18 protein-coding genes and 1 pseudogene are annotated in these 23,277 nt (G+C 64.8%); 10 read left to right on the top strand and 9 right to left on the bottom strand.

Annotated features, from left to right (window positions below; translation table 11 throughout):
- Positions 1-24 precede the first annotated feature (24 nt).
- The 3 genes from rnr to B4F51_RS09760 are packed head-to-tail and all read left to right on the top strand — an operon-like array spanning position 25 to position 4,173.
- Positions 25-2,619, top strand: coding sequence for a ribonuclease R (rnr, locus tag B4F51_RS09750; RefSeq protein WP_296225048.1), 2,595 nt, complete (start codon positions 25-27; stop codon positions 2,617-2,619).
- A gap of 52 nt (positions 2,620-2,671) precedes the next feature.
- A complete protein-coding gene (rlmB, locus tag B4F51_RS09755) occupies positions 2,672-3,424 on the top strand; it encodes a 23S rRNA (guanosine(2251)-2'-O)-methyltransferase RlmB (RefSeq protein ID WP_296225049.1) in 753 nt (250 codons plus the stop codon).
- Positions 3,424-4,173, top strand: a complete 750-nt coding sequence (locus B4F51_RS09760; RefSeq protein WP_296225050.1) for an SIR2 family NAD-dependent protein deacylase — start codon at positions 3,424-3,426, stop codon at positions 4,171-4,173. The genes rlmB and B4F51_RS09760 overlap by 1 nt, the downstream gene beginning before the upstream one ends.
- 26 nt (positions 4,174-4,199) lie before the next feature.
- Here B4F51_RS09760 and tal read toward each other — a convergent pair whose 3' ends face one another.
- Entirely contained in the window at positions 4,200-5,159 is a 960-nt protein-coding gene (gene tal, locus B4F51_RS09765; RefSeq protein WP_296225347.1) for a transaldolase, read from the bottom strand.
- A 167-nt stretch (positions 5,160-5,326) separates the two neighbouring features.
- Between tal and rpiA the strand changes: the two genes are divergently transcribed.
- Positions 5,327-6,013: a ribose-5-phosphate isomerase RpiA gene (gene rpiA / locus B4F51_RS09770; protein WP_296225051.1), complete on the top strand. Its 687-nt coding sequence runs from the start codon at positions 5,327-5,329 to the stop codon at positions 6,011-6,013.
- A 91-nt stretch (positions 6,014-6,104) separates the two neighbouring features.
- Here rpiA and B4F51_RS09775 read toward each other — a convergent pair whose 3' ends face one another.
- Complete coding sequence (locus tag B4F51_RS09775; protein ID WP_296225052.1) at positions 6,105-6,803, bottom strand: TetR/AcrR family transcriptional regulator; 699 nt, start codon at positions 6,801-6,803, stop codon at positions 6,105-6,107.
- A 351-nt stretch (positions 6,804-7,154) separates the two neighbouring features.
- Between B4F51_RS09775 and B4F51_RS09780 the strand changes: the two genes are divergently transcribed.
- From B4F51_RS09780 to hydA, 5 genes are all read left to right on the top strand, one after another.
- On the top strand, positions 7,155-8,435 hold the full coding sequence (locus tag B4F51_RS09780; RefSeq protein ID WP_296225053.1) for a Zn-dependent hydrolase: 1,281 nt from the start codon (positions 7,155-7,157) through the stop codon (positions 8,433-8,435).
- Positions 8,436-8,543: 108 nt separating this feature from the next.
- The gene (locus tag B4F51_RS09785) at positions 8,544-9,890 is read left to right on the top strand and encodes an NAD(P)-dependent oxidoreductase (protein ID WP_296225054.1); all 1,347 of its coding nucleotides are present in this window, start codon (positions 8,544-8,546) and stop codon (positions 9,888-9,890) included.
- A gap of 36 nt (positions 9,891-9,926) precedes the next feature.
- On the top strand, positions 9,927-11,243 hold the full coding sequence (gene preA, locus B4F51_RS09790) for an NAD-dependent dihydropyrimidine dehydrogenase subunit PreA (protein WP_296225055.1): 1,317 nt from the start codon (positions 9,927-9,929) through the stop codon (positions 11,241-11,243).
- A 91-nt stretch (positions 11,244-11,334) separates the two neighbouring features.
- Positions 11,335-12,834, top strand: a complete 1,500-nt coding sequence (locus B4F51_RS09795) for an NCS1 family nucleobase:cation symporter-1 (RefSeq protein WP_296225056.1) — start codon at positions 11,335-11,337, stop codon at positions 12,832-12,834.
- Between the two features lie 46 nt (positions 12,835-12,880).
- Positions 12,881-14,359, top strand: coding sequence for a dihydropyrimidinase (gene hydA, locus B4F51_RS09800; protein ID WP_296225057.1), 1,479 nt, complete (start codon positions 12,881-12,883; stop codon positions 14,357-14,359).
- 53 nt (positions 14,360-14,412) lie between these two features.
- Here the strand turns inward: hydA and B4F51_RS09805 are convergent.
- The 7 genes and pseudogenes from B4F51_RS09805 to B4F51_RS09840 form a co-directional block, all read right to left on the bottom strand.
- Positions 14,413-14,535: pseudogene (locus B4F51_RS09805) on the bottom strand (transposase); the annotation flags it as partial.
- 152 nt (positions 14,536-14,687) lie between these two features.
- Positions 14,688-14,963, bottom strand: a complete 276-nt coding sequence (locus tag B4F51_RS09815; RefSeq protein WP_296225058.1) for an oxidative damage protection protein — start codon at positions 14,961-14,963, stop codon at positions 14,688-14,690.
- Between the two features lie 169 nt (positions 14,964-15,132).
- A complete protein-coding gene (locus B4F51_RS09820) occupies positions 15,133-16,239 on the bottom strand; it encodes a porin (protein ID WP_296225059.1) in 1,107 nt (368 codons plus the stop codon).
- Between the two features lie 155 nt (positions 16,240-16,394).
- Positions 16,395-17,210, bottom strand: coding sequence for a 5-deoxy-glucuronate isomerase (gene iolB / locus B4F51_RS09825; RefSeq protein WP_296225060.1), 816 nt, complete (start codon positions 17,208-17,210; stop codon positions 16,395-16,397).
- 19 nt (positions 17,211-17,229) lie between these two features.
- A complete protein-coding gene (gene iolE / locus B4F51_RS09830; protein WP_296225061.1) occupies positions 17,230-18,168 on the bottom strand; it encodes a myo-inosose-2 dehydratase in 939 nt (312 codons plus the stop codon).
- Between the two features lie 29 nt (positions 18,169-18,197).
- Positions 18,198-20,081 (bottom strand): 3D-(3,5/4)-trihydroxycyclohexane-1,2-dione acylhydrolase (decyclizing), encoded by a 1,884-nt coding sequence (gene iolD, locus B4F51_RS09835; RefSeq protein ID WP_296225063.1) that lies wholly within the window; start codon positions 20,079-20,081, stop codon positions 18,198-18,200.
- 25 nt (positions 20,082-20,106) lie between these two features.
- Positions 20,107-22,071 carry a bifunctional 5-dehydro-2-deoxygluconokinase/5-dehydro-2-deoxyphosphogluconate aldolase gene (locus B4F51_RS09840; RefSeq protein WP_296225064.1) on the bottom strand — a complete coding sequence of 655 codons (1,965 nt, stop codon included), beginning with the start codon at positions 22,069-22,071 and terminating at the stop codon, positions 20,107-20,109.
- Positions 22,072-22,341: 270 nt separating this feature from the next.
- Between B4F51_RS09840 and B4F51_RS09845 the strand changes: the two genes are divergently transcribed.
- Positions 22,342-23,268, top strand: coding sequence for a sugar ABC transporter substrate-binding protein (locus B4F51_RS09845; protein ID WP_296225066.1), 927 nt, complete (start codon positions 22,342-22,344; stop codon positions 23,266-23,268).
- The last annotated feature ends 9 nt before the right edge of the window (positions 23,269-23,277 follow it).

Consider the following 23,277-nt stretch of genomic DNA (forward strand, 5'->3'; position numbering starts at 1 on the left):
CTGTCAACACTCTAGAAGAAAAAATTGAATCAACCGACTTATCCGATCCCGAGCCGCGAGGAAATCCTCGGTGTGCTGCGCACGTCGGGGTCTCCGCTGTCTGCCACCGACATTGCCAAGGCCCTGTCGGTCACGCGCAAGGAGCATGACGGCTTCATCAAGCGTCTGACCGCCATGGAGCGGGATGGTCAGATCGAACTCAACCGCAAGGGGCGCTACGAACTGGCGCACCAACCCAATTTCATCGAAGGCCGCGTGATCGGCCACCGCGACGGCTACGGCTTCTTTGTGCGCGACGATGGCGAGCCCGACATCTTCCTGCCCGAGCGGGAGATGCAGAAGGCCATGCACGGTGATCGCGCCTTGGTGCGGGCCGTCGGCTACGACCGACGCGGGCGCTCGGAAGGCCAGATCGTCGAGATCCTGCAGCGGGCCAACCGCTTCATCATCGGCCGGCTGCTTTCGGAGAGCGGCACGCTGGTGGTGGCGCCCGAAGACAAGCGCCTGGGCCGCGACATCCTGATTGCGCCGAAGGGGCAGGGCAAGGCCAAGGTCGGCCAGGTGGTGAGCGTGGAGATCCTGGAGTATCCGGATCGCTATGTGCAGCCCATCGGTCGCGTGGTCGAGGTACTGGGCGAGATCGACGACCCTGGCATGGAAATCGAGATCGCTGTGCGCAAGTACGGCGTGCCGCATGAGTTCGCTGAGCCTGCATCGCGTGAAGCTGAGGCGCTGCCGGACATCGTGCGCGACGCCGATCTGGCTGACCGCATCGACCTGCGCGACGTGCCGCTTGTCACCATCGATGGCGAAGATGCGCGCGACTTCGATGACGCTGTCTATGCAGAACAGGTCAAGATCGGTCGCAGCAAGGGCTGGCGGCTGATCGTGGCGATCGCCGACGTGTCGCACTACGTCAAGCCGGGCCATCCGCTGGATGCGGATGCCATCGACCGCGCGACCTCGGTCTACTTCCCGCGCCGCGTGATTCCGATGCTGCCCGAGAAGCTGTCCAACGGCCTGTGCTCGCTGAACCCCGAGGTGGACCGCCTGTGCATGGTCTGCGACGCGGTCATCACGGCCAAGGGTGAGATCAAGGCCTACCAGTTCTATCCGGCGGTGATGCACTCGAAGGCGCGCCTGACCTATAACGAGGTCTGGGCGATTCTGTCGAATGTGAAGGGTCCGGAGGCCGCCAAGCGCGCGCCGCTGGTGCCGCATCTGCAGGATCTGTACGAACTGTTCCAGGTGCTGCTCAAGGCGCGCCGAGAACGCGGCGCGATCGACTTCGACACCACCGAGACGTACATCGTCTGCAACGCGCAGGGCAAGATCGAGCAGATCCTGCCGCGCACGCGCAACGACGCGCACCGGCTGATCGAGGAATGCATGCTGACGGCCAACGTCTGCGCGGCGGAGATGCTGGAGAAGTACAAGCATCCGGCCCTGTACCGCGTGCACGCCGGCCCGACCGAAGAAAAACTGCAGGCTCTGCGCGCCTTCCTGAAGACCAGCGGCCTGACGCTGGGCGGCGGCGACAAGCCCCAAGCGGCCGACTATGCCGAGCTGATGGAAAAGATCGTCGCGCGGCCCGACGCGCCGATGCTGCAGACCATGCTGCTGCGCTCCATGCAACAGGCGGTCTACAGCCCGGACAATGTCGGTCACTTTGGCTTGGCGTATCCGGCCTATGCGCACTTCACCAGCCCGATCCGCCGCTATCCGGACCTGCTGGTGCACCGCTCGATCAAGGCGATCCTGCATCGCACACGCTATGTGCCGTCACTGGCGGCTGGCGTGCAATTGAACAGCGCGCTGTCGCCCAAGGCACGCCGCCTGCAGGCCGAGGCGGAGAAGGGCGTGCCGGCCGCGGTCGTCAACAAGGCCAAGGTCGAGGCGATCTGGCATGAGCTGGGTGTGCATTGCTCGGCAAACGAGCGCCGCGCCGACGAGGCCTCGCGCGACGTCGAGGCCTGGCTCAAGTGCTACTTCATGCGCGACAAGCTCGGCAACGAGTTCTCGGGCATGGTCAGCGCGGTCACTTCGTTCGGCATCTTCGTGCAGCTCGACGAGCTGTATGTGGAAGGCCTGGTACACGTGACTGAACTGGGCAGCGATTACTTCCAGTACGACGACGCTCGCAACGAACTGCGCGGCGAGCGTACCGGCATCCGCTACCGCCTGACTGACCGCGTGCGCGTGCAACTGCTGCGCGTGGATCTGGATGCGCGCAAGATGGATTTCCGCCTGATCCAGGAGCCGTCGGTCAAGGCGCTGCGCCCGGCCAAGGTGGCCGGTGCGCCGGAAGTCGCGGCCGCCCGCCCGCCCGTTGCCGCCACGCCGGCGCCGCCGGTCGGCCGCAAGAAGCCGCGTCAGCTTGCGGCGCTGCTGGGCGGTACGGCCAAGCCGGAGGAGTCGTTCGACGAGACGCTCGATCGTGTCTTCGAAGAGCAGCCGGTGTTCGAGCCGGGGCCGCGCGCTTTGCCTCCGGGGCATGCGCATGCCAAGCCGGCACGCAAGAAGCAGCCGGCGCGGGTGACCAAGCCCAAGGGCGGCGCCAAGACCGCCACGCCGCGCAAGGCGGCCGGCAAGGCAGCGCGCAAGGGCAAGGGGCGCTAGGCGTCGATAAAACAGCCGAGGGGCGAGGGTGGAGGCGGGTACAATCGCGGCCATGTCTAAATCCAAGCTCCTCATCGGCTTCCATGCCGTGACCGCCCGCCTGCGCCACGATGCGCGGTCGATCGACGAAATCTACTTCGAGGCCAACCGCCGCGACCGCCGCATGCAGGATTTCCTGAAAGTGGCGGAAGCAGCGGGCGTGCGCCTCATTCCTGCGGACAGCGAACGCCTGCGCGGCATTGCCGGCACCGATGGCCACCAGGGTGTGGTTGCCAAGGCCGAGGCGCTGTCGTTGGCGCTCAACCTGGACGAACTGCTCGACAGTATCGAAGGCACGCCGCTGCTGCTGGTGCTCGACGGAGTGACCGATCCGCACAATCTGGGCGCCTGCCTGCGTGTGGCCGATGCGGCCGGCGCACACGCCGTGATTGCGCCGAAAGACCGCAGCGTCGGCATCAACGCCACCGTGGCCAAGGTGGCCAGCGGCGCAGCCGAGACCGTCCCCTACATCACCGTGACCAACCTGGCGCGCACGCTGCGCGAGCTGCAGGAGCGCGGCGTGTGGGTGATCGGCACGGCGGATGAAGCCGAGCAGGATCTCTACCAAGCCGACTTCAAGGGCCCCATCGCCATCGTGATGGGTGCCGAGGGCGAGGGCATGCGCCGCCTCACGCGCGAGACGTGCGACGCGCTGGTCAGCATCCCGATGGCGGGCAGCGTGGAAAGCCTGAACGTGTCGGTGGCCAGTGGCGTGTGCCTGTTCGAGGCCGTGCGCCAGCGCGCGGCAGCACCTGCCAAGAAGTGATGAGCACTCAATCGACGGCAGCATCCGACGCAGCGGCACTGGCCCAGGCACACGCCTGGATCGTCGCCGCCGAGCGCGTCATGGTGCTGACCGGCGCGGGCGTTTCTGCTGAATCCGGTGTACCGACTTTTCGCGATGCGCTCACGGGCCTGTGGGCGCGCTTCAACCCCGAAGACATGGCCACCGAGGCCGCTTACCGCAAGCACCCTCGCGTGGTGTGGGACTGGTACCAGGAGCGGCGCGAGCGTGTGCTGCAGGCCCAGCCGAATCCCGCGCATCTGGCGATTGCGGCGCTGGCTCAGCGCAAAACCGTGACGCTGGTCACCCAGAACGTCGACGGGCTGCACCAGCGCGCTGGCAGCGAAGGCGTGATCGAATTGCACGGCAACCTGTTCGCCAACAAGTGGCTGGGCGGGTGCGGCAAATGCGACATCAGCACGGCCGAGCCCGGTAGACCGCCGCGTTGCGCAATCTGTGGCGCAATGCTGCGCCCCGGCGTGGTGTGGTTTGGCGAGCCGCTTCCGCTGGTGGCAAACTACCGCGCCGAAGAGGCGGCCAACACGTGCGATGTGTGCCTGGTGGTGGGAACGTCCGGCCTGGTGTATCCGGCGGCCGGGTTGCCGGGGCTGGCGAAGGACCACGGCGCGCACGTGATCGTCGTGAATCCGGAGCCGAGTGCGCTGGATGAGACCGCCGACTTGGTGATCCACCAGCCGGCGGGCGCATGCCTGCCCGCCATGCTGGGGTAAGGCGCTTCCACGCTTCTCTGCTTCTCTTACGCAGCCACGCGCAGCGGCTCAATCAACGCTTCCAGTTTGGCCGCATCTGCCGCGAATACGCGGATGCCTTCGGCCAGTTTTTCCGTCGCCATTGCATCGGCGTTCATGTGCCATCGGAACGATTTCTCGTCGGCAGGCAGGCGGACGATATTGGCCGCGTTTGCATGCTCCGGCGAGAGTTTGCGCTCGACGGGCGCATCAGTCTGCTGCAACTGGGCGAGCAGATCCGGGCTGATGGTCAGTAGATCGCAGCCGGCCAGTTCGATGATCTGCGAGGTGTTGCGGAAGCTTGCGCCCATCACCTCGGTCGGGTAGTCGAACTTCTTGTAGTAGTTGTAGATGCGCAGCACGGATAGCACGCCCGGGTCGTTCGCGCCGCCTTGGGCAACCGGGTCCCAGTTGGCGCCGGCATCTTTCTTGTACCAGTCGTAGATGCGGCCGACGAAGGGCGAGATGAGCTGCACGCCGGCTTCGGCGCATGCCACGGCCTGGGCCAGCGAGAACAGCAGTGTCATGTTGCAGCGGATGCCCTCGGCGCGCAGCAGATCCGCCGCACGGATGCCTTCCCATGTGGACGCAATCTTGATCAGTACGCGTTCGCGCGCCACGCCACGCTGCTCGTACAGCGTGATCAGATGCTTGGCCTTGGCGACGGTGGCCTCGGTATCGAACGACAGGCGCGCATCGACCTCGGTCGACACGCGGCCCGGGATGATCGACAGGATCTCGCAGCCGAAGGCCACCAGCACGGCGTCGATGATGTCTTCCACGCTGTCACTGCGCGCGTTGCGCACAGCCTGCTCCAGCAACGGACGGTATTCGGCCTTCTGCACGGCTTTCAGGATCAACGACGGGTTGGTGGTCGCGTCGTGCGGCGCGTAGGCGTGCATGGCCTGGAAATCGCCCGTGTCGGCGACGACGGTGGTGAACTGCTTGAGTTGATCGAGCTGATTCATGGTGGGCAAGGCGGATCCGCCGAAGTGCATGCCAGCAACGTGCTGGGGTGGATGGATGAATCGATTGTACTCCGCAGGTCTGCCTGTGCCAGCCGGGAGAGGGCCGTCGCAACGATCCGGTACACTACAAGGTTTCCGATTCCGACCGGCTTTTTGGGGTGTTTGCGATGACGCAGGATGAACTGAAGGCGCTGGTGGCCCAGGCCGCCGCAGATTACGTATTGGCCAACGTGCCCGAAGGCGCGGTGTTGGGCGTCGGCACGGGTTCGACCGCCAACCTGTTCATCGATGCGATGGCGCCGCACAAGGCGCGCTTTGCTGGCGCCGTGTCGAGCTCGGAAGCCTCCACCCGCCGCCTGCAAGGGCACGGCTTCACGGTGTTGGATCTGAATGAAGTCGACGTGATTCCCGTGTACGTGGATGGCGCCGATGAGATCGACGCCTCGGGCGCCATGATCAAGGGCGGCGGCGGCGCGCTTACGCGCGAGAAGATCGTCGCCTCGGTCGCCAAAACGTTCGTCTGCATTGCTGACGGCAGCAAGCTGGTCGAGACGATGGGCGTGTTCCCGCTGCCGGTGGAAGTGGTGCCGATGGCGCGTGCTGCGGTGGCTCGCCAGTTGGCCGCGCTGGGCGGTCAACCGCGCCTGCGCATGACCAAGGAAGGGCAGATCTACAAGACCGACAACGGCAATGTGATCCTCGATGTGTCGGACCTGCGCATTGCCGATCCGAAGGGGTTGGAATCGGTGGTCAACGACATTCCGGGCGTGGTGACGGTTGGCCTGTTTGCCAAACGTGGCGCCAATGTGCTGCTGCTGGGCACGGAAGCCGGTGTGCAGCGCCGCGATTTCTGAGAGCGACGCCGACGACGGTCGGTCGTAGAAAAAACAGATGCCGTTCAGTTCACGCTGAACGGCATTTTTGTTTGACGGCCCTGTTGGCTGCTCAAGGTTTTTCGGATGGCCTATCCGACACCGCACCGCATGCGCGCAGGACAAGCTGCACGACTTCCTCTGTTCTTTCTGCAAACGCTTTTTGCGTCAACGCGCGCTTGCCCGAGAGCGCCCGGATCTGCGCATCAAAGTCGGCGTAGTGCTGGGTGGTCGACCAGATCAGGTACATCAGCGTCTGTGCGTCGATGGGCGCGAGCAGCCCGCGCGCAACCCAGCCGTCGATCACCCGCACGCGTGTGTCAAACCACGGTTTGACGCGCTCGGCGAGGATGTCCTGCATCTGTTCGGCGCCGTGGATGATCTCGTTGGCCCAGACCTTGGAGCCCAGCGGCCGGCGGCGCGACAACTCCATCTTCGCGCGCACGTAGCCGCCGATGGCTTTGGCCGGATCGTCGCTGTCTTCAAATGAATTGGCGGCGCGGTGCCAGTCTTCGAACAGATCTTCGAGCACGCGCCTGTATAGCGCCAGCTTGGTCGGGAAGTAATAGTGCAGGTTGGCCTTGGGCAGACCGGCGCGCTCGGCAATCATGGCCGTGCTGGCACCTTCGAGCCCCCGCTCGGCGAAGACGGCTTCGGCGCAGGCCAGCAGGTGCGCTTCGTTAGACGCGCGGATATGCGCCTTGCGCCGCCGCATCGGTGCGGCGGTTTCGGTGGGCTCTGACGGGTCGGCTGCTGCAGGGTCGTCTCGCATGATGGTCTCGCGCGGCGTGTGTGCCGCGTCGCGCCTCATTCTAGTCGGTCGATGGCTGTGCGGCACCTCTTGGCAATCACTTCCTATCCGCCATGCTGCATTGCAATGGCACGCTTCTCGCTTTGAAAGCCTGTCTGCGAAAGACATTGATTTGGCGAGAATCGTCGTCTACAACCTGTCCATTCGGACAGGATTGGATCGGCGGGCAGCGCACAGATAACGTAGTCCGAGATAGACCGAACCGCATGCACCGCCCGCGTGCGGAGATGCCCCAAAACATGGCCGTCACTGCACCGCATGCGTGTGGTGCAGCGGGCTGCAATGGCGGACCCACAAAAGGAGCGACACACGATGAGTGCAGCATCCGAAGCGTTGGAACCGATCCGGCTCGATACGTCGATCCGGGTCAACGGCAGGCGGCTGTGGGACAGTCTGATGACCATGGCGAAGATCGGCGCGACGCCCAAAGGCGGCGTTTGCCGCCTCGCGCTGACTGATCTCGACAAGCAGGGGCGCGACCTGATCATCAGTTGGGCAAGGGAGGCGGGCTGCACGGTTACGGTCGACCAGATGGGCAACGTCTTCATGCGACGCGCCGGGCGCAAGGCCGATGCGCTGCCGGTCATGACCGGCTCGCACGCCGATTCACAGCCGACCGGCGGCCGTTTTGACGGCATCTATGGCGTGCTCGGCGGGCTGGAGGTGATCCGCAGCCTGAACGACCACGGCATCGAGACCGAACACCCGATCGAAGTGGTGATCTGGACCAACGAAGAGGGCTCGCGCTTTGCCCCGGCGATGGTGGCCTCGGGCGTGTTTGCGGGCGTCTTCACGCTTGAGTACGGGCTCTCGCGCAAGGATGTCGACGGCAAGACCATCGGCGAAGAGCTCAAGCGCATCGGCTATGCCGGCGATGTGCCGTGCGGTGGCCGCAAGCTGCATGCGGCGTTCGAGCTGCATATCGAGCAAGGGCCGATCCTGGAGGCCGAGCAAAAGACCATCGGCGTGGTGACGGACGCGCAAGGCCAGCGCTGGTACGAGATCACATTGACAGGTCAGGAAGCGCACGCGGGCCCGACGCCGATGCCGCGCCGCCGCGATGCGCTGCTGGGCGCCGCGCGCGTGGTCGATCTGGTCAACCGCATCGGTCTGGATCACGCGCCGTTTGCCTGCGCGACGGTCGGCATGATGCAAGTGCACCCGAACTCGCGCAACGTGATCCCGGGGCGTGTGTTCTTCACGGTCGATTTCCGGCATCCGGACGATGCCGTACTCGCTCAGATGGACGCCGCTTTGCGCGAGGGGGCGGCGAAGATCGCTGAAGGCATCGGGCTGGAAATGCAGCTTGAGCAAATCTTCTATTACGAGCCCGTCAAATTCGATGCGGCATGCGTGGCATCTGTGCGCGCAGCCGCCGAACGCTTTGGCTACTCGTTCCGCGACATGGTGTCCGGCGCGGGCCATGACGCGTGCTACCTCTCGCAGGTGGCACCCACGTCGATGGTGTTCGTGCCGTGTATCGGCGGTATCAGCCATAACGAGATCGAAGACGCCACGCCCGAGTGGATCGAGGCCGGCGCGAATGTCCTGCTGCACGCGATGCTCTCGCGCGCGTGCGAGCCCGCTTCATAGTCATACCCCGCAGTCGCCGTCGCATTGCCCACAACGAAAGCCGTCCCGACCTCGACCGTGTGAGGCCGGCGGGTACGGCTGTGTCCCCACACTGACGAAGGAGCATCCATGGCTCTCAAGGAAACCGGCGATATTGCCGCGCACCGCCTGTCGCCCGAGCAGTTGTCGTGCGAGTTTGCCGATATCGCGCCGCTGCTCGATCCCACCGCCGCAGCGGCCGCCGCCAGCCGCTGTCACTATTGCTACGACGCGCCGTGCGTGCAGGCGTGTCCGACGCAGATCGACATCCCCGGCTTCATCCGCAAGATCGGCAATGGCAACCTGAAGGGCGCGGCCATGGACATCCTGTCGGCCAACCCGCTCGGCGGGATGTGCGCGCGGGTGTGTCCGACCGAGATCCTGTGCGAGGGGGCATGCGTGCGTAACGACCAGGATGCGCAGCCGGTGGCAATCGGCGCGCTGCAACGCCATGCCACGGATTGGGCGATGGCGCGTGGCGTGACGCTGTTCAAGCGTGCGGCCGACACCGGGCGCCATGTGGCGGTGGTTGGCGCTGGACCGGCGGGGCTGACATGTGCGCATCGCCTGGCACTCGCGGGGCATCGTGTGACGTTGTTCGACGCGCATGCCAAGGCGGGCGGCCTGAATGAGTACGGCATCGCCGCCTACAAGACCGTCGACGACTTTGCCCAGCGTGAGGTGCAGTGGCTGCTGTCGGTGGGCGGTATCGAGCGGAAGACCGGCGTGGTGTTGGGCGGCGATGTGTCGCTCGATGCCTTGCGCAAGCAGCACGACGCGGTGTTCCTGGCGATCGGGCTGGGCGGCGTGCGTGCCTTGGCACTCGATGGCGAAGACCTGTCCGGCGTGATGAACGCAGTCGATTTCATTGAGCAGGTGCGCCAGGCTGCCGCGCTGGATGCAGTGCCGGTTGGCCGGCGCGTGGTGGTGATCGGGGGCGGCAACACGGCCGTGGATGCCGCCGTGCAAAGCCGCAAGCTGGGCGCGACCACGGTGACGATGGCCTACCGGCGCGGTGTCGAATCGATGAGCGCCACCTGGGCCGAGCGCGAGTTTGCGCAAATGAATGGCGTCACGCTCATCACGCACGCGAAACCGGTGCGACTCCTCGGCAACGGCGGGCATGTCACCGGCGTGGAGTTCGAGCGCACGTCGGGCGAGGCCGGCGATCGCTTTGCCGTGGATGCGGACATGGTGCTCAAGGCCATTGGCCAGACGCTGGTGCCGATCGGCATCGATGGCGAGTTGCTGACGGTCGATGGTGCTCGCATCGCTGTCGATGCCGGCGGGCGCACCACACTGCCCGGCGTCTGGGCGGGCGGAGACTGCGCGGCCACCGGCGGCATCGACCTGACGGTGCAGGCCGTGCAGGACGGCAAGGTGGCCGCCGCGTCCATCGACGCCTACCTGGCGAGCCTGACGGTCATGGCGGCCTGATCCGCCTCCTCACACACCACATCCACGGAGCCGAACATGGCCGATCTGCGCTGCACAGTTGCCGGTATCAAATCGCCGAACCCCTTCTGGCTGGCCTCCGCGCCGCCCACCGACAAGGCCTACAACGTCAACCGCGCGTTCGAGGCGGGCTGGGGCGGGGTGGTGTGGAAAACGCTGGGGCTCGATCCGCACGTGGTCAACGTCAGCTCGCGCTACGGCGCGGTGCAATGGAACGGCCAGCGTATCGCCGGGCTGAACAACATCGAACTGATCACCGACCGTCCACTCGATGTGAACCTGCGCGAGATCGCCCAGGTCAAGCGTGACTGGCCGGACCGCGCGCTGATCGTCTCGCTGATGGTGCCGTGCAACGAGGCGGATTGGAAATGGATTCTGCCGATGGTTGAAGACACCGGCGCCGATGCGGTTGAGCTGAACTTTGGCTGCCCGCACGGCATGAGCGAGCGGGGGATGGGCGCGGCGGTCGGGCAGGTGCCCGAGTACGTGGAGATGGTCACGCGCTGGGTGAAGGCGTCGAGCAAGCTGCCGTGCCTGGTCAAGCTCACGCCCAACATCACCGATATCCGCCTGGGCTCACGCGCGGCGTACAAGGGTGGGGCGGACGGCGTGTCGCTCATCAACACCATCAACTCGATCGTGGCGGTGGATCTGGACCAGATGGCGCCCATGCCGACCGTGGACGGCAAAGGCACGCACGGCGGCTACTGTGGCCCGGCCGTCAAGCCGATCGCGCTGAACATGGTGGCTGAGATCGCGCGCGATGCACAAACGCCCAACCTGCCGATCTCGGGCATCGGCGGTATCTCCAACTGGCGCGATGCGGCGGAGTTCATCGTGCTGGGCGCGGGCAGCGTGCAGGTATGCACGGCGGCCATGCACTACGGTTTCCGCATCGTGCAAGACATGGCCGATGGCCTGGCCAACTGGATGGATGAGAAAGGCTACGCGACGCTGGATGACGTTCGCGGCCGGGCGGTCCCCAACGTGACCGACTGGAAGTACCTGAACCTGAAGTACGACATCAAGGCGCGTATCGACCAGGACCGCTGCATCCAGTGCGGCCTGTGCCATATCGCCTGCGAAGACACCTCGCACCAGGCCATCACGCGCGAGAAGGACGGCAAACGGCACTTCGAGGTGGTAGATGCCGAGTGCGTCGGGTGCAATTTATGCATGCATGTGTGCCCGGTCGAGCAATGCATCACGATGGAGCGCGTGGACGCTGGCGACTACGCAAACTGGACCACGCATCCGAATAACCCGGCGCGCGTTGGCGCAGCCCCGCCCGATGCCGGTGCCCAGGAGCCGGCGCCGACAGCCAGGGCGGCTTGATCCGATGCAGCTTGTATTGATCGGCTTTGATTCCTACAAATGAGCCTGACGCGTGCCGCAGAGCGCGCCAACTATCCGTGGAGGTCTTTCAATGAAGCAGGCAGCGCACACCGCCGATCCGCTTGCGGCCGGCAGCAGTCTTTACAACGACGACCTGGCGCCCACCGGCGTGGCCCAGCGTACCTGGAGGTGGTACCACTTCGCGGCGCTGTGGGTCGGCATGGTGATGAATATCGCCTCCTACATGCTGGCCGCCGGGCTGACGGAGCAGGGCATGTCGCCGTGGCAGGCGGTGGTGACGGTGCTGCTGGGCAACGCCATCGTGCTGGTGCCGATGCTGCTCATCGGCCACGCCGGCGCCAAGCATGGGATTCCATACGCGGTGCTGGTGCGCACCTCGTTCGGCACGCAGGGCGCGAAGCTGCCAGCGCTGCTGCGGGCCATCGTCGCGTGCGGCTGGTATGGCATCCAGACGTGGCTGGGCGGCAGCGCCATCTATACGCTGGCCAATATCCTGACGGGCAACGCGCTGCATGGCGCGCCGCTGCCGTTCCTGGATATTTCACTTGGACAGCTTGCGTGCTTCCTGCTGTTCTGGGCGCTGCAGCTTTACTTCATCCTGCACGGCACCGATTCGATCCGCTGGCTGGAGAGCTGGTCGGCGCCTATCAAGATTGTCATGTGCATCGTGCTGGTGTGGTGGGCCACATCGCAGGCGGGCGGCGTCGGCTCGATGCTCTCCGCGCCGTCGCAGTTCGTGGCGGGCGGCAAGAAGGAGGGCCTGTTCTGGGTGACGTTCTGGCCGAGCTTGACGGCAATGGTTGGCTTCTGGGCAACGCTGGCGCTGAACATTCCCGACTTCACGCGCTTCGCCAAATCCCAACGTGACCAGATCGTGGGGCAATCGATCGGTTTGCCGATTCCAATGGCATTGCTATCGGTGATCTCGGTGGTGGTGACCTCGGCCACGGTGGTTATCTATGGCAAGGCCATCTGGGACCCGATCGACCTGACCAGCCGCATGACCGGCATCGGTGTGGGCATCGCGCTGGTGATCCTGACGCTGGACACCATGTGCTGCAACCTCGCGGCCAACCTGGTGGGCCCGGCCTATGATTTCTCCAGCCTGTGGCCGAAGGGCATCTCGTACAAGACGGGTGGGCTGATGACCGCCACCATCGCCATCGTGATGATGCCGTGGAAGATTCTTGCCACGTCCGAGGGCTACATCTTCACGTGGTTGGTCGGTTATTCCGCGCTGTTGGGGCCGGTGGCCGGCATCATGATGGTCGACTACTTCCTCATCCGCGGCACGCGCCTGAACGCGCGCGAGTTGTTCGACGAGAACGGCGAATACGCCTACACCGGCGGCTGGAACCTCGGCGCGGTGGTGGCGCTGGCCGTGGGCGTGCTCCCCAATCTGCCGGGCTTTCTGCACACCGCCTTTCCGAATGCGTTCCCGAACGTGCCGGCGTTCTTCAATACGCTCTACACATATGCCTGGTTCGTCGGCTTGGTGCTGGCCGCCGTCGTCTACAGCGCGTGGATGAAGCTGCGCGGCAGCCCGAGCGCCAGCGTGGCGAGCGCCTGATCCACGCACGCATGCAAGCTCATGCAACCCATAAGGAGACAGCGACATGACAACCCTGATCCGTGGCGGCACGGTCATTGATGCGGACCGCACCTGGCGTGCGGACGTGCTGTGTGCCAGCCCCGAGGCTGGCGGCACCATCCTGCAGGTGGCGGCGCAGATTGATGCGCCGGCCGGCGCCACGATCATCGATGCGCACGGGCAATACGTCATGCCCGGCGGCATCGACCCGCACACGCACATGGAGCTGCCCTTCATGGGCACCACCGCCAGCGACGACTTCTTCACCGGCACAGCAGCCGGCCTGGCGGGGGGCACGACCAGCATTATCGATTTCGTGATTCCCAGCCCGCGCCAGCCGCTGATGGAGGCCTTTCAAGAATGGCGCGGCTGGGCCGAGAAGGCGGCGGCAGATTATGGTTTTCACGTCGCCGTTACGTGGTGGGACGAGTCGGTGCATCGCGACATGGGCACGCTTGTGCGCGAGCACGGCGTCTCCAGCTTCAAGCACTTCATGGCCTACAAGAACGCCATCATGGCCGACGACGAAATCCTCGTGAACAGCTTCTCGCGCTCGCTGGAGCTGGGTGCCTTGCCGACGGTGCATGCGGAGAACGGCGAGCTGGTCTTCCAGCTCCAGCGCCAGTTGCTCGCGCGCGGCATCACGGGGCCGGAGGCGCATCCGCTGTCGCGCCCGCCCGAGGTGGAGGGGGAGGCCGCCAACCGTGCGATCCGTATCGCGCAGGTGCTGGGTGTGCCGGTGTACATCGTGCACGTGTCGGCCAAGGACGCAGTGGACGTCATCGCCCGCGCGCGCAACGAGGGCCTGCGCGTGTTTGGCGAGGTGCTGCCTGGCCATCTCGTGATAGACGAGTCGGTGTACCGCGATTCCGACTGGGCGCGCGCTGCCGCCCACGTCATGAGCCCGCCGTTCCGTGCGGCTGAGCATCGCGAAGCGCTGTGGCGCGGGCTGCAAGCAGGCCAACTGCACACCACCGGCACGGACCACTGCACATTCTGCGCATCGCAAAAGGCCATGGGCCGTGAAGACTTCACCAAGATTCCCAATGGCTGCGGCGGCATTGAGGACCGCCTCGCCATCCTCTGGCATCACGGCGTCAATGCTGGGCGCATCACGCCGAATGAGTTCGTGCGCATTACGTCGACCAACGCCGCGCAGATCTTCAACCTGTATCCGCGCAAGGGCGCCGTGCAGCCTGGAGCGGATGCCGACCTGGTGGTGTGGGACCCGGCCGCCACCAAGACGATCTCTGTGAAGACGCATCACCAGAAGGTGGATTTCAGCATCTTCGAAGGGATGACTGTGCGCGGGGTCGCCACGCATACGCTCACGCGCGGCGCATTGGCCTGGGCGGATGGCGATCTGCGCGCAGTGCGCGGCGACGGTCAATATCTGAAGCGCCCGCCGGCGGCTGCCTACTACGATGCCATTCGCCTTGCCAATGCACGTCGCGCCCCGCACGCGGTGCGGCGGCCCCAAGAGGAGACTGCAAACACCAAGTGATGCAAGATGTGCGGGAGCGGCCGTTCGGTTGTCTGGACGGCCTTTTTCTTGGTTCATCGGGGAATTTCGGGGAAGAGGTACTCCTCGTTGCGGTACCCGTAAGCGCGGCGTTTGATGACTTTGATGGTGTTGTTGATGTCCGTCGACGACGCTGGTGAAGGAGGCCTCTGCCACCGCACAGGCCATGGCCGACTACGCCAATGCGCTGCGCCGCGCGGTGGCGATCTTCAAGCTGGAAAGCGGTGCCATTCCCGCATAGCTACGGCGAGGGTCCAAACAAAAAGCCGTTCAGCGCAAACTGAACGGCTTTTTTGTCGGTTGCGGCAGGTCAGGCCGACGGTGGCGGTACGTAGCCGGCAGCCTGGTCGGCGCCGTCGCCAAAGAAGTACTTCTCGGTCTGCTTGAGCAGGTACTGGCGCGCACGCGAATCCGCCATGTTCAGGCGGTTTTCGTTGATCAGCATGGTCTGGTGCTTGAGCCAGCCGGCCCAGGCTTCTTTCGAGACACTCTGCCAGATCTTCTTGCCCAGTTCGCCGGGCAGGGGCGGGAAGTCGAGGCCTTCGGCTTCCTTGTTGAGCTTGACGCAGTGAACCATGCGGGCCATGGGGATTTCCTCGTTTTGACGGATGGTGGGACCTGCACCGCAGGTCCGGCAACTCACCATTCTAAGCCACGCACGCCAATGCCCTAGGGCCGGAGGGGGCTTCCGGCGCGACAGGTGGCGTACGAGGCGCAGCGGCGAACTGCGGCGCTGGCCTCGCACCAGGGGATCGTCAGAACGAATGCACCACGCCCGTGTAGACGCCCTGCTGGCTGGAACCTGCCGTGGGCTTGCCGCCAGCGGCTTCCACCGAGAACGTCGCGTTCTTGCCGTTGAGCACGGTGCCGACGGTGCCGTACAGCAAGGTCCGCTTCGACAGGGCGTAATTGACACCAAGCGTGAGCAGTGTGCCATTCCCGCCGCCGTTGTTCTGATTGGCCCGGAAGACACCGCCCACCAGCGTCGTGGCCGGCGTGACCTGATAGTTGGCCCCGACCCAGTACGTTTGCTGGCGCGTGGCGCCTGCGGGATTGTCGGCATCCGCCACTGTGGCACCACCAGACTGAATCAGGCTGTATCCGCCAAAGAGTTTGAGATCGCCAATCTGGTACGTGCCGCCAGCGGTGTACAGGCGCGATGCCGTATAGAGATTGGTGAATTGCGCAGCGTTGTCGCGCATTTCTTCATAGAACGCCTTCAACATCAGCGGGCCGGTCTGGTATGCAACGCTGGCGGCCAGTTGACGGCCGCCGTTGAAGTTGCCCGCCGTGCCGTTCAGCCCGGCCTGCGCGCGAAACGACAGGCCGCCCCAATCCGGCGAGTTGTAGGTGATGGCCTTGGGCCGCGAGCCCCACGTCCGGTTGCCTTGCAGTGTGGCGATGCTCATGAACTGCAGGCCCATCGGGTCGATGGACCAGCCCTCACCATCGGGAATGCCCATGGCCCGGCCAAGCAACAGCGTGCCGTAGGTCGTGCTGGACAACCCCACCACCGCATAGCGATTGAAGAGCACGCCACCGCTGGAACCATCGGCAGAGGTGAAACCATTCTCCAGGTTCATGACCGCTTTCAGGCCGCCGCCCAGGTCTTCGCTGCCTTTCAGGCCCCACATGCTGGTTCCCCACTGGTTGCTTCCATACTGCAGGCGGCTGGCGGTGCCGTTGGTGGTGGCGATCTTGTTGGTGTAGTCAACACCGCCGGCAACGCGCCCATAGAGAGTGACGCTGCTTTGGGCGTGGGCCAAGCCGCAGGCAGCAGTAAGCGCTGAAGCGGCGGCGATGTAAATAGCCTGTCGGCGGATGTCAGAGCGCTGGCGTGGTGCTGGGGTTGAAAGGCGCATAGGTATAAGTCTCCTCAATTTGGCAGGTTTGCCGCCTGCCCTTCGGTGGCGATAGAGCCTCGCCAAATCATTTTTTCGTATGTGTTTGCCCACCACGCTTGCACGGTGGTCGTGCGTGGGAGCCTGCTTGTGAATGGATCAGAAGTGCGTGGGGCTCAGCCTGTAACCGGCTGCAGCATCCACTCGTGGGCCGGATCGTTCCGGAATGCCCACGCGCGGCTCGGGCCGGCCATCACGTTCAGGTAGTACAGGTTGTAACCGTGCGGGGCGACCACTGGGTGATAGCCGCGAGGCACCATGACCACGTCGTGATCCTCGACGACGCAGGCTTCATCCAGGCTGCGGTCGTCGGTGTAGACGCGCTGGAAGGCAAAGCCCTGCGGCGGGCTGATACGGTGGTAGTAGGTTTCTTCCAGCACGGTCTCGCCGGGTTCGGCATCGCTGTCGTGCTTGTGCGGGGGATAGCTGCTGGAGTGGCTGGCCGGCGTCACCACCTCCACCACCAACAACCGATCGGCTGCAGGGTTGTCGCCCATCAGGATGTCGCACACGTAGCGGGTGTTGCTGCCCTCACCGCGCACCATGCGACGCATGCGTTCGCCGTCCAGGCGCTGCACGGCCTTGGTATCACTGACTTGCGGCGCGGTGCACAGCGCGATTTCCGCATCGCGCGTAGCGGTAAGTGTCACGCGCTGCTTGCCGGGCACATACAGCGCGTCGGGCGAGATGTCGTCGAACACGCTGTCGCGCTTGCCCAGGTTGTCGTAGGTGACGCCATCGACCTCCGCGCGGATCGTACCCGTGAGTACCACCACGCACAGTTCGCGTGCGCCGGTATCCACCGCTTCGTGGTCACCTGCGCTCAAGCGCAGCGCACGAAAACCGACGTGCTTCCAGCCGGCGGATTCCGGCGTCACGTTGCAGATCTCACGCTCGGGCGATGCCTTGACCAGCAGGGGAGAGATTGCCATGGGGGGGAGTCCTTGGTTGTCAGGCTTGTTGGGCGTCAAGCTGGTCGACCAGCGTGCGCAGCGTTTCGTAGCCCTTCTTCGCATACAGATAGCTCGGCGCAACGGCCGGGTCTTGCTCGGCTTCGACCACGAGCCAGCCTTCGTAGCCCGCGTCCTTGAGCGTGCGCAACGTGGCTTCGTAGTCAAGTGCGCCGTCGCCGGGCACGGTGAAGGTGCCGTTGATTACGCCGTTGAGGAAGCTCCAGCTATCGTTGCGCGCCTGCACGATCACCTGTGGGCGCACGTCCTTGCAGTGGACGTGCGCAACGCGCGCAACGTGCCGCTTGAGCAATGAAACCGGGTCCGCCGCGCCGCCAAAGTAAGCGTGGCCGGTATCGAATAGCAGGAAGACCTTGTCCGGATCAGTGAGCGACATCAGACGGTCCACGTCTTCGGGCGATTCCACATAGGCACCCATATGGTGGTGATATGCGAGCCTGATGCCGTACGTGTTGCGCAGGTGCGCACCGAAGGCATTCAGGCGCTGTGCGTAGCGCTGCCATGCATCGTCGTTCGGAAAGCGCGGGCGCTTGGAGACGGGCGTGTCGATCTGGCCCTGGATCGTGCCGGCACATTCGCCGTACACCACCACGTTCACGTTGTTGTGCTGCAGCTTGGTCATGTGGGCCTTGCAGCGTTCGACCTCTGCGGCCACGGCCTCTTCCTCGGTCTGGCCTGGCGCGACTTCCGCCAGAAAGCCGGAGTACCAGCCGCTCACGCAGACGAGTCCATATTCCGCCAGCTTGGCCTTCAACTCGGGGCCGCTCTTTGGGAACTTGTTGCCCAGCTCGAAGCCGGCATAGCCGATTTCCGCGCCTTCCTTGAGCGCGGTTTCGAGCGGGGTTTCGCCGCCGAGCGAGGGCAGGTCGTCGTTCATCCACGACAGCGGGTTGATGCCGATGCGAACGTTCCAGGTCATGCGAGTCTTCCTTAGTGGGGGTATTGGGTTCAGCGTTGCTGGCGCAGCTTGGCCTCAACGTAGGCGTGCCGCGCAGTCATGACTTCGGAGCGGGCCGAGACTTCAGGCACGGCCACCTCCCACCAAGCGCCGCCGTCGCCGGTAGTGCGGTGGTGCGTGGTGTCGATCACTAGCACCTGGCTTTTCTTGGCGGCGCGTGCGCGCGTCATCTCGCGGCGCAGTTCATCGGTGTTGCGCACGTGTACGGCGTCGGCGCCCATGGCGCGGGCATGCAGGGCGAAATCGATGGACGAGCGTTCACCGCCTTCTGGCACGCAGTCGTCGAGCATGTTGTTGAAGCTCGCACCGCCGCAGTTGAGTTGCAGCCGCTCGATGCAGCCGTAGCCACGGTTGTCGAGAATCACAACGATGATCTTCTTGCCCAGCATGACCGAGGTGGCCAACTCTGCGTTGAGCATCATGTACGAGCCATCGCCCACCATGACGATCACTTCGCGCTCGGGGCGCGCGAGCTTGGCGCCCAGCCCTCCCGCGATTTCGTAGCCCATGCAGGAGTAGGCGTAGTCCATGTGGTAGTTGCCAGGCAGGCTGCTGCGCCAGAGCTTGTGCAGCTCGGCGGGCAGGGTGCCGGCAGCGCAGACCACCAAGTCGTGGCGTGCGCTGTCGAGCCCAGCGTCCGCAGCGGATTCACGCACCGCGCCAATCACCTCGGCGTCATAGGGCGGGGTGTCGGTCGGCACGTGGTTGGTCAGCTCCGTGACGCGGCCGACCCAGGTCGCTGCGTGGTCGCGGCAAGTGGCTGTCCACGCGGGATCAGCGCGCCATCCATCCAGCCCGGTGCTGACTTGGCCGAGCCCGGTGCGCGCGTCGGCCACCAGTTGCTGGCCGCGCTTTTTGCCGGCATCAAACGGTTGCACGTTCAGACTCAGCAGCGTGGCGTGGCCAAACAGCGCGTGCGAGCCGGTGGTGAAGTCTTGCAAACGGGTGCCGACCGCAAAGACCACATCGCACTGTCTGGCGGCGTGGTTGGCAGCCGGCGAGCCCGTGACGCCGATGGCGCCGAGGTTGAGCGGGTGATCCCACGCAAGGCAGCCCTTGCCGGCCTGCGATTCAGCAACCGGTACGCCGTGCGCCTCGGCAAACGCACGCAGCGCTTCCCAGCCCTGGCTGTAGAGCACGCCACCACCCGCGACGATCAGCGGCTTCTTGGCAGACTTGAGCAGTGCAACCGCTTCGGCCAACTCCACCGGGTCGGCCGGTTGGCGACGCATGCGGATCAGCGGCGGTTGAAAGAAGTCTTCCGGCCAGTCGTAAGCGAAGGTCTGCACGTCTTGCGGCAGCGCGAGGCAAACGGGGCCACACTGCGCCGGATCGGTCATTACCTGAATTGCGCGTGGCAGGGCGACCAGCAATTGCTCAGGCGAGGTAATGCGGTCGAAATAGCGTGTGACCGGTCGGAAGCAATCGTTTGCGCTCACGTCGCCTTGCTCAAAGCTTTCGACCTGCTGCAGCACGGGGTCGGGCAGGCGCGAGGTGAAGATGTCGCCCGGCAACAGCAGCAGTGGCAAGCGGGCCACGTGCGCGAGCGCGGCGGAGGTCACCATATTGGTGGCGCCGGGGCCGATGCTGGACGTCACGGCCATCATGCGCTGGCGGAAGTTGGCCTTGGCAAAGGCGACGGCCGCGTTGGCCATGCCTTGCTCGTTGTGCGCGCGCAGCGTGGGCAGGCGGTCTCGCTCGGCCTGCAGCGCTTCGCCAAGCCCCGCCACATTGCCGTGTCCGAAGATGGCAAAGACGCCGCCACAGTACGGCAGGGTTTCGATTCGGCCGTCGGGCTGCACGACTTCGGCTCGCAGCGCAGCCAGGTAGCGCACCAGCGCTTGGCTCACAGTCAGTCTTACGGTTGTGGTCAAGGTGAGTCTCGTATTGTCTTGGCAGTCAGGCAGCGGATCGTGCTTCGGCTTGGACACCCGCGCGGCGGCTCAGCCACGCGTCTGCCAATTGCGCAAAGTTGCCCGCCACCTCGTTAATGAGGGTTGAGTCGTCGATGTCGCCGCGCAGCCACTTGAGCGAGGCATCGGCCCACAGCGTGCGCCCGACCATGAAGCCCTTGACGATCGGGTTGGTGGCCGAGCGGAAGCTGTCGATCAGGTATTGCAGCGGCTGGTTCAGCCCGAGGATCACGGCGCCACGGCAGTGCGGGTCGCGCTCGGCAACGAGTTGTTCCAGGCGCGCCCAGCTGTCGGCGTGCATGGGCGCGAGCTTCCACCATTCGGGGCGCACTCCCAGGTTGTAGAAACGTGCGACTGTGCGCAGCACGGCATCGTCTTCTGTACCGGCCGGCGTGATCGTGCGCGGCGGAATGATTTCCAGCAGCAGTTCGTTGCCGCTCTCGCGGGTGGCTTCCCATAGTTCGAGCACCTTCTGCTCTTGGTCCACGCGCAGTGTTGCCGGGTCGTCCGGGTGGTAATGCACCAGGCACTTGACGACCTGCTCCGTGGGCCAATGGACAAGCGCAGAGCCGACCGAGCGCGTGTCGTCAAAGCGCAGCGGGCGGGAGCCCGGCAGTTCCACCGGCCGGCCGACCCACCAGCCACGCCCCGTTGCCGAGGCGAGTGCGTCGCTGCCATAGGCGCCGCCGTCGATCAATACACCGAGGTGGCCTTGCAGACCGCAGCCACGCTCAACCTGCTCGGCCGCGCGCACCAGTAACTGCTTGAGTGCCCGGATGCGGGCTTCGCTTGCGTTGGCCTGAACGGCCAGGTCGTAAAACTGGCTGCGGTGGTCGAAGGCCATGACGCACAGGTCGTCCCACTGGGGACGGGCGGTTGTGACGCGGTGCAAGTGGGCGAGGTCGCGGTCGGCATCCACCGCCGAGTGGCGTTGGCCGCTGAACCAGTGTTCCAGCTCCGCTGGCGTTGGCATGGCAGCCGAGCACGCGTGGCGCGACACGACAATGGCGCCGCATGCGTTGGCAATGCGCGTGGATTCCGCCCAACCCTTGTCGCGCAAGAGCCCCGAGAGCAGGCCCGACAAGAACGCATCGCCCGCGCCGAGCACGTTGAGCACTTCGACCCGCTCGCCAGGGTAAGTCGGCGCGTCTTCAATCCGCGTGGGAATGGCACCTTCGATGACGCAGCAGCCAAGCGCGCCACGCTTGACGATCAGTGCAGCATTCGAGATGGCGCGCACGGCACGTAGCGACGCCATCAGGTCATGCGGCACGCCGCCGGCAATCAGGAATTCCTCTTCGGTGCCGACCAGCAAGTCGAATTCGCCCAGCACCTGCTGCAATTGCTGCGAGACATGCGCGTCCGGCACGTAGCGGTTTTCACCGGCGCCACGGCTGGTCAGGCCCCACAGCACGGGGCGGTAATCGATGTCCAGAATGCGCACGACGCCGTGGCGACGCGCGTAGTCCAGCGCAGTCAACGATGCCTCGCGCGTGGTCGGCGTCGACAGATGGGTGCCCGTGATTGCCAACGCGCGGCAGCCGGCGATGAAGTCTTCGCGGATCTCGTCCGCCCGCACGGCCATGTCGGCGCAGTTCTCGCGCATGAACAGTAGCGGGAAGGTGTCGCGGTCTTTCAGGCCCAACAGCACCAGCGCGGTCGGGCGCTGCGGGTCGATCTGCAACTGGCTGGTGTCACAGCCCTCACGCGCGAGCGCCTCACGCAAAAAGCGGCCCATCTGCTCGTCGCCCACGCGCGAGATCATCGCCGTCCTCAAGCCAAGCCGCGCAACGCCAAATGCAACATTGCCGGACGAGCCGCCGAGGTACATCTGAAAGCTGCGCGCGTCTTCCAGGCGGCTGCCGATCTGCTGTGCATAAAGGTCCACGGCGACCCGGCCCAGGCAGGCCAGATCGATGGGGCGGTCGGTTGGAAAGTTCAACGGGCTCATATCAGTCGTCGCGCAATGGAAGGCCGGTTTGGAGGGCCGCGCAGCATGGATGCGGCGGCAGTTCACCTTGCCGGAAATTCAGAGATTCGGATGCAGTCTAGATTTTTTGGAAAACATGTTCTCTAGGTGAAATTACTTAGAAATAAATTTCCAAAACAGGGTGAGCCTGAACTACAGTTGCGTCCTGACACTCCGGCTTGACCCGGGGGCGGGCCCGGGTGGTGCCTAGCGCGCCACCTTCCATGCTCAAAAACCAGGAGACCACGCACCATGAAGACCAAGTTGATGGCCGTTGCCGCACTTGCCCTGTTTGCCGCGCCGCTGGCGCATGCCGAGAAGATCGGCGTGGCCATTGCGCAGTTTGATGACACGGGCCTGACCATCCTGCGCAATGGCGTGACCGATGCCGCCAAAAAACAGGGCGTGGTCGTGCAGATTGAGGATGCCGGCAGCGATGTGGGCAAACAGCTCAGCCAAGTCCAGAACATGATTGCGCAGAAGGTGGACGCGATCATCGTTAACCCGGTTGACACCGATGCCACGCCCAAGATCACCAAGATGGCGACGGCGGCCAAGATTCCGTTGGTCTACGTGAACCGCAGGCCGGTCGATTTCGACAAACTGCCGGCTGGCGTGGCGGTGGTGGCGTCCGACGAGAAGCTGTCGGGCACGCTGCAGGCGCAGCAGGTGTGCAAGCTGTTGGGCGGCAAGGGCGATGTGCTGGTACTGATGGGCGAGTTGTCCAATGAGTCGGCACGCGCCCGCACCAAGGACATCGAAGAGGTGATCGCCACCAAGGAATGCGCCGGCATGAAGATCGTCGACCGGCGTGAAGGCAAGTGGAGCCGCACACAGGGCCAAGACATCACGATGAACTGGCTGAGTTCCGGCGCCAAGTTTGACGCCATTCTCTCCAATAACGATGAAATGGCGATCGGCGCGATCACCGCATTGAAGGCGGCCCGCAAGTGGACGCCCAAGACCATCGTGGCCGGCATTGACGCCACGCCCGACGGCATTGCCTCGATGAAGGCGGGCGACCTTAAGGTCTCCGTGTTCCAGAACCTGAGCGGGCAGGGCGCCGGCGCGGTGGATGCAGCGCTCAAGCTGGCGAAGAAGCAGCCGGTGGAGCGCTACGTGAATGTGCCGTTCGAGCTCGTCACGCCAGAAAACCTTGCCCAGTACAGCAAGCACTGACCCGCGACT

Source organism: Ralstonia sp. UBA689 (assembly GCF_002298975.1).
Lineage (GTDB): Bacteria > Pseudomonadota > Gammaproteobacteria > Burkholderiales > Burkholderiaceae > Ralstonia.

Bases quoted from the DNA above. Each gene is read 5' to 3' on its own strand.
- rlmB (WP_296225049.1), top strand. From the start codon at position 2,672: ATGTCTAAATCCAAGCTCCTCATCGGCTTCCATGCCGTGACCGCCCGC.
- B4F51_RS09760 (WP_296225050.1), top strand. From the start codon at position 3,424: ATGAGCACTCAATCGACGGCAGCATCCGACGCAGCGGCACTGGCCCAG.
- tal (WP_296225347.1), bottom strand. From the start codon at position 5,159: ATGAATCAGCTCGATCAACTCAAGCAGTTCACCACCGTCGTCGCCGAC.
- rpiA (WP_296225051.1), top strand. From the start codon at position 5,327: ATGACGCAGGATGAACTGAAGGCGCTGGTGGCCCAGGCCGCCGCAGAT.
- B4F51_RS09775 (WP_296225052.1), bottom strand. From the start codon at position 6,803: ATGCGAGACGACCCTGCAGCAGCCGACCCGTCAGAGCCCACCGAAACC.
- B4F51_RS09780 (WP_296225053.1), top strand. From the start codon at position 7,155: ATGAGTGCAGCATCCGAAGCGTTGGAACCGATCCGGCTCGATACGTCG.
- B4F51_RS09785 (WP_296225054.1), top strand. From the start codon at position 8,544: ATGGCTCTCAAGGAAACCGGCGATATTGCCGCGCACCGCCTGTCGCCC.
- preA (WP_296225055.1), top strand. From the start codon at position 9,927: ATGGCCGATCTGCGCTGCACAGTTGCCGGTATCAAATCGCCGAACCCC.
- B4F51_RS09795 (WP_296225056.1), top strand. From the start codon at position 11,335: ATGAAGCAGGCAGCGCACACCGCCGATCCGCTTGCGGCCGGCAGCAGT.
- hydA (WP_296225057.1), top strand. From the start codon at position 12,881: ATGACAACCCTGATCCGTGGCGGCACGGTCATTGATGCGGACCGCACC.
- B4F51_RS09815 (WP_296225058.1), bottom strand. From the start codon at position 14,963: ATGGCCCGCATGGTTCACTGCGTCAAGCTCAACAAGGAAGCCGAAGGC.
- B4F51_RS09820 (WP_296225059.1), bottom strand. From the start codon at position 16,239: ATGCGCCTTTCAACCCCAGCACCACGCCAGCGCTCTGACATCCGCCGA.
- iolB (WP_296225060.1), bottom strand. From the start codon at position 17,210: ATGGCAATCTCTCCCCTGCTGGTCAAGGCATCGCCCGAGCGTGAGATC.
- iolE (WP_296225061.1), bottom strand. From the start codon at position 18,168: ATGACCTGGAACGTTCGCATCGGCATCAACCCGCTGTCGTGGATGAAC.
- B4F51_RS09840 (WP_296225064.1), bottom strand. From the start codon at position 22,071: ATGAGCCCGTTGAACTTTCCAACCGACCGCCCCATCGATCTGGCCTGC.
- B4F51_RS09845 (WP_296225066.1), top strand. From the start codon at position 22,342: ATGAAGACCAAGTTGATGGCCGTTGCCGCACTTGCCCTGTTTGCCGCG.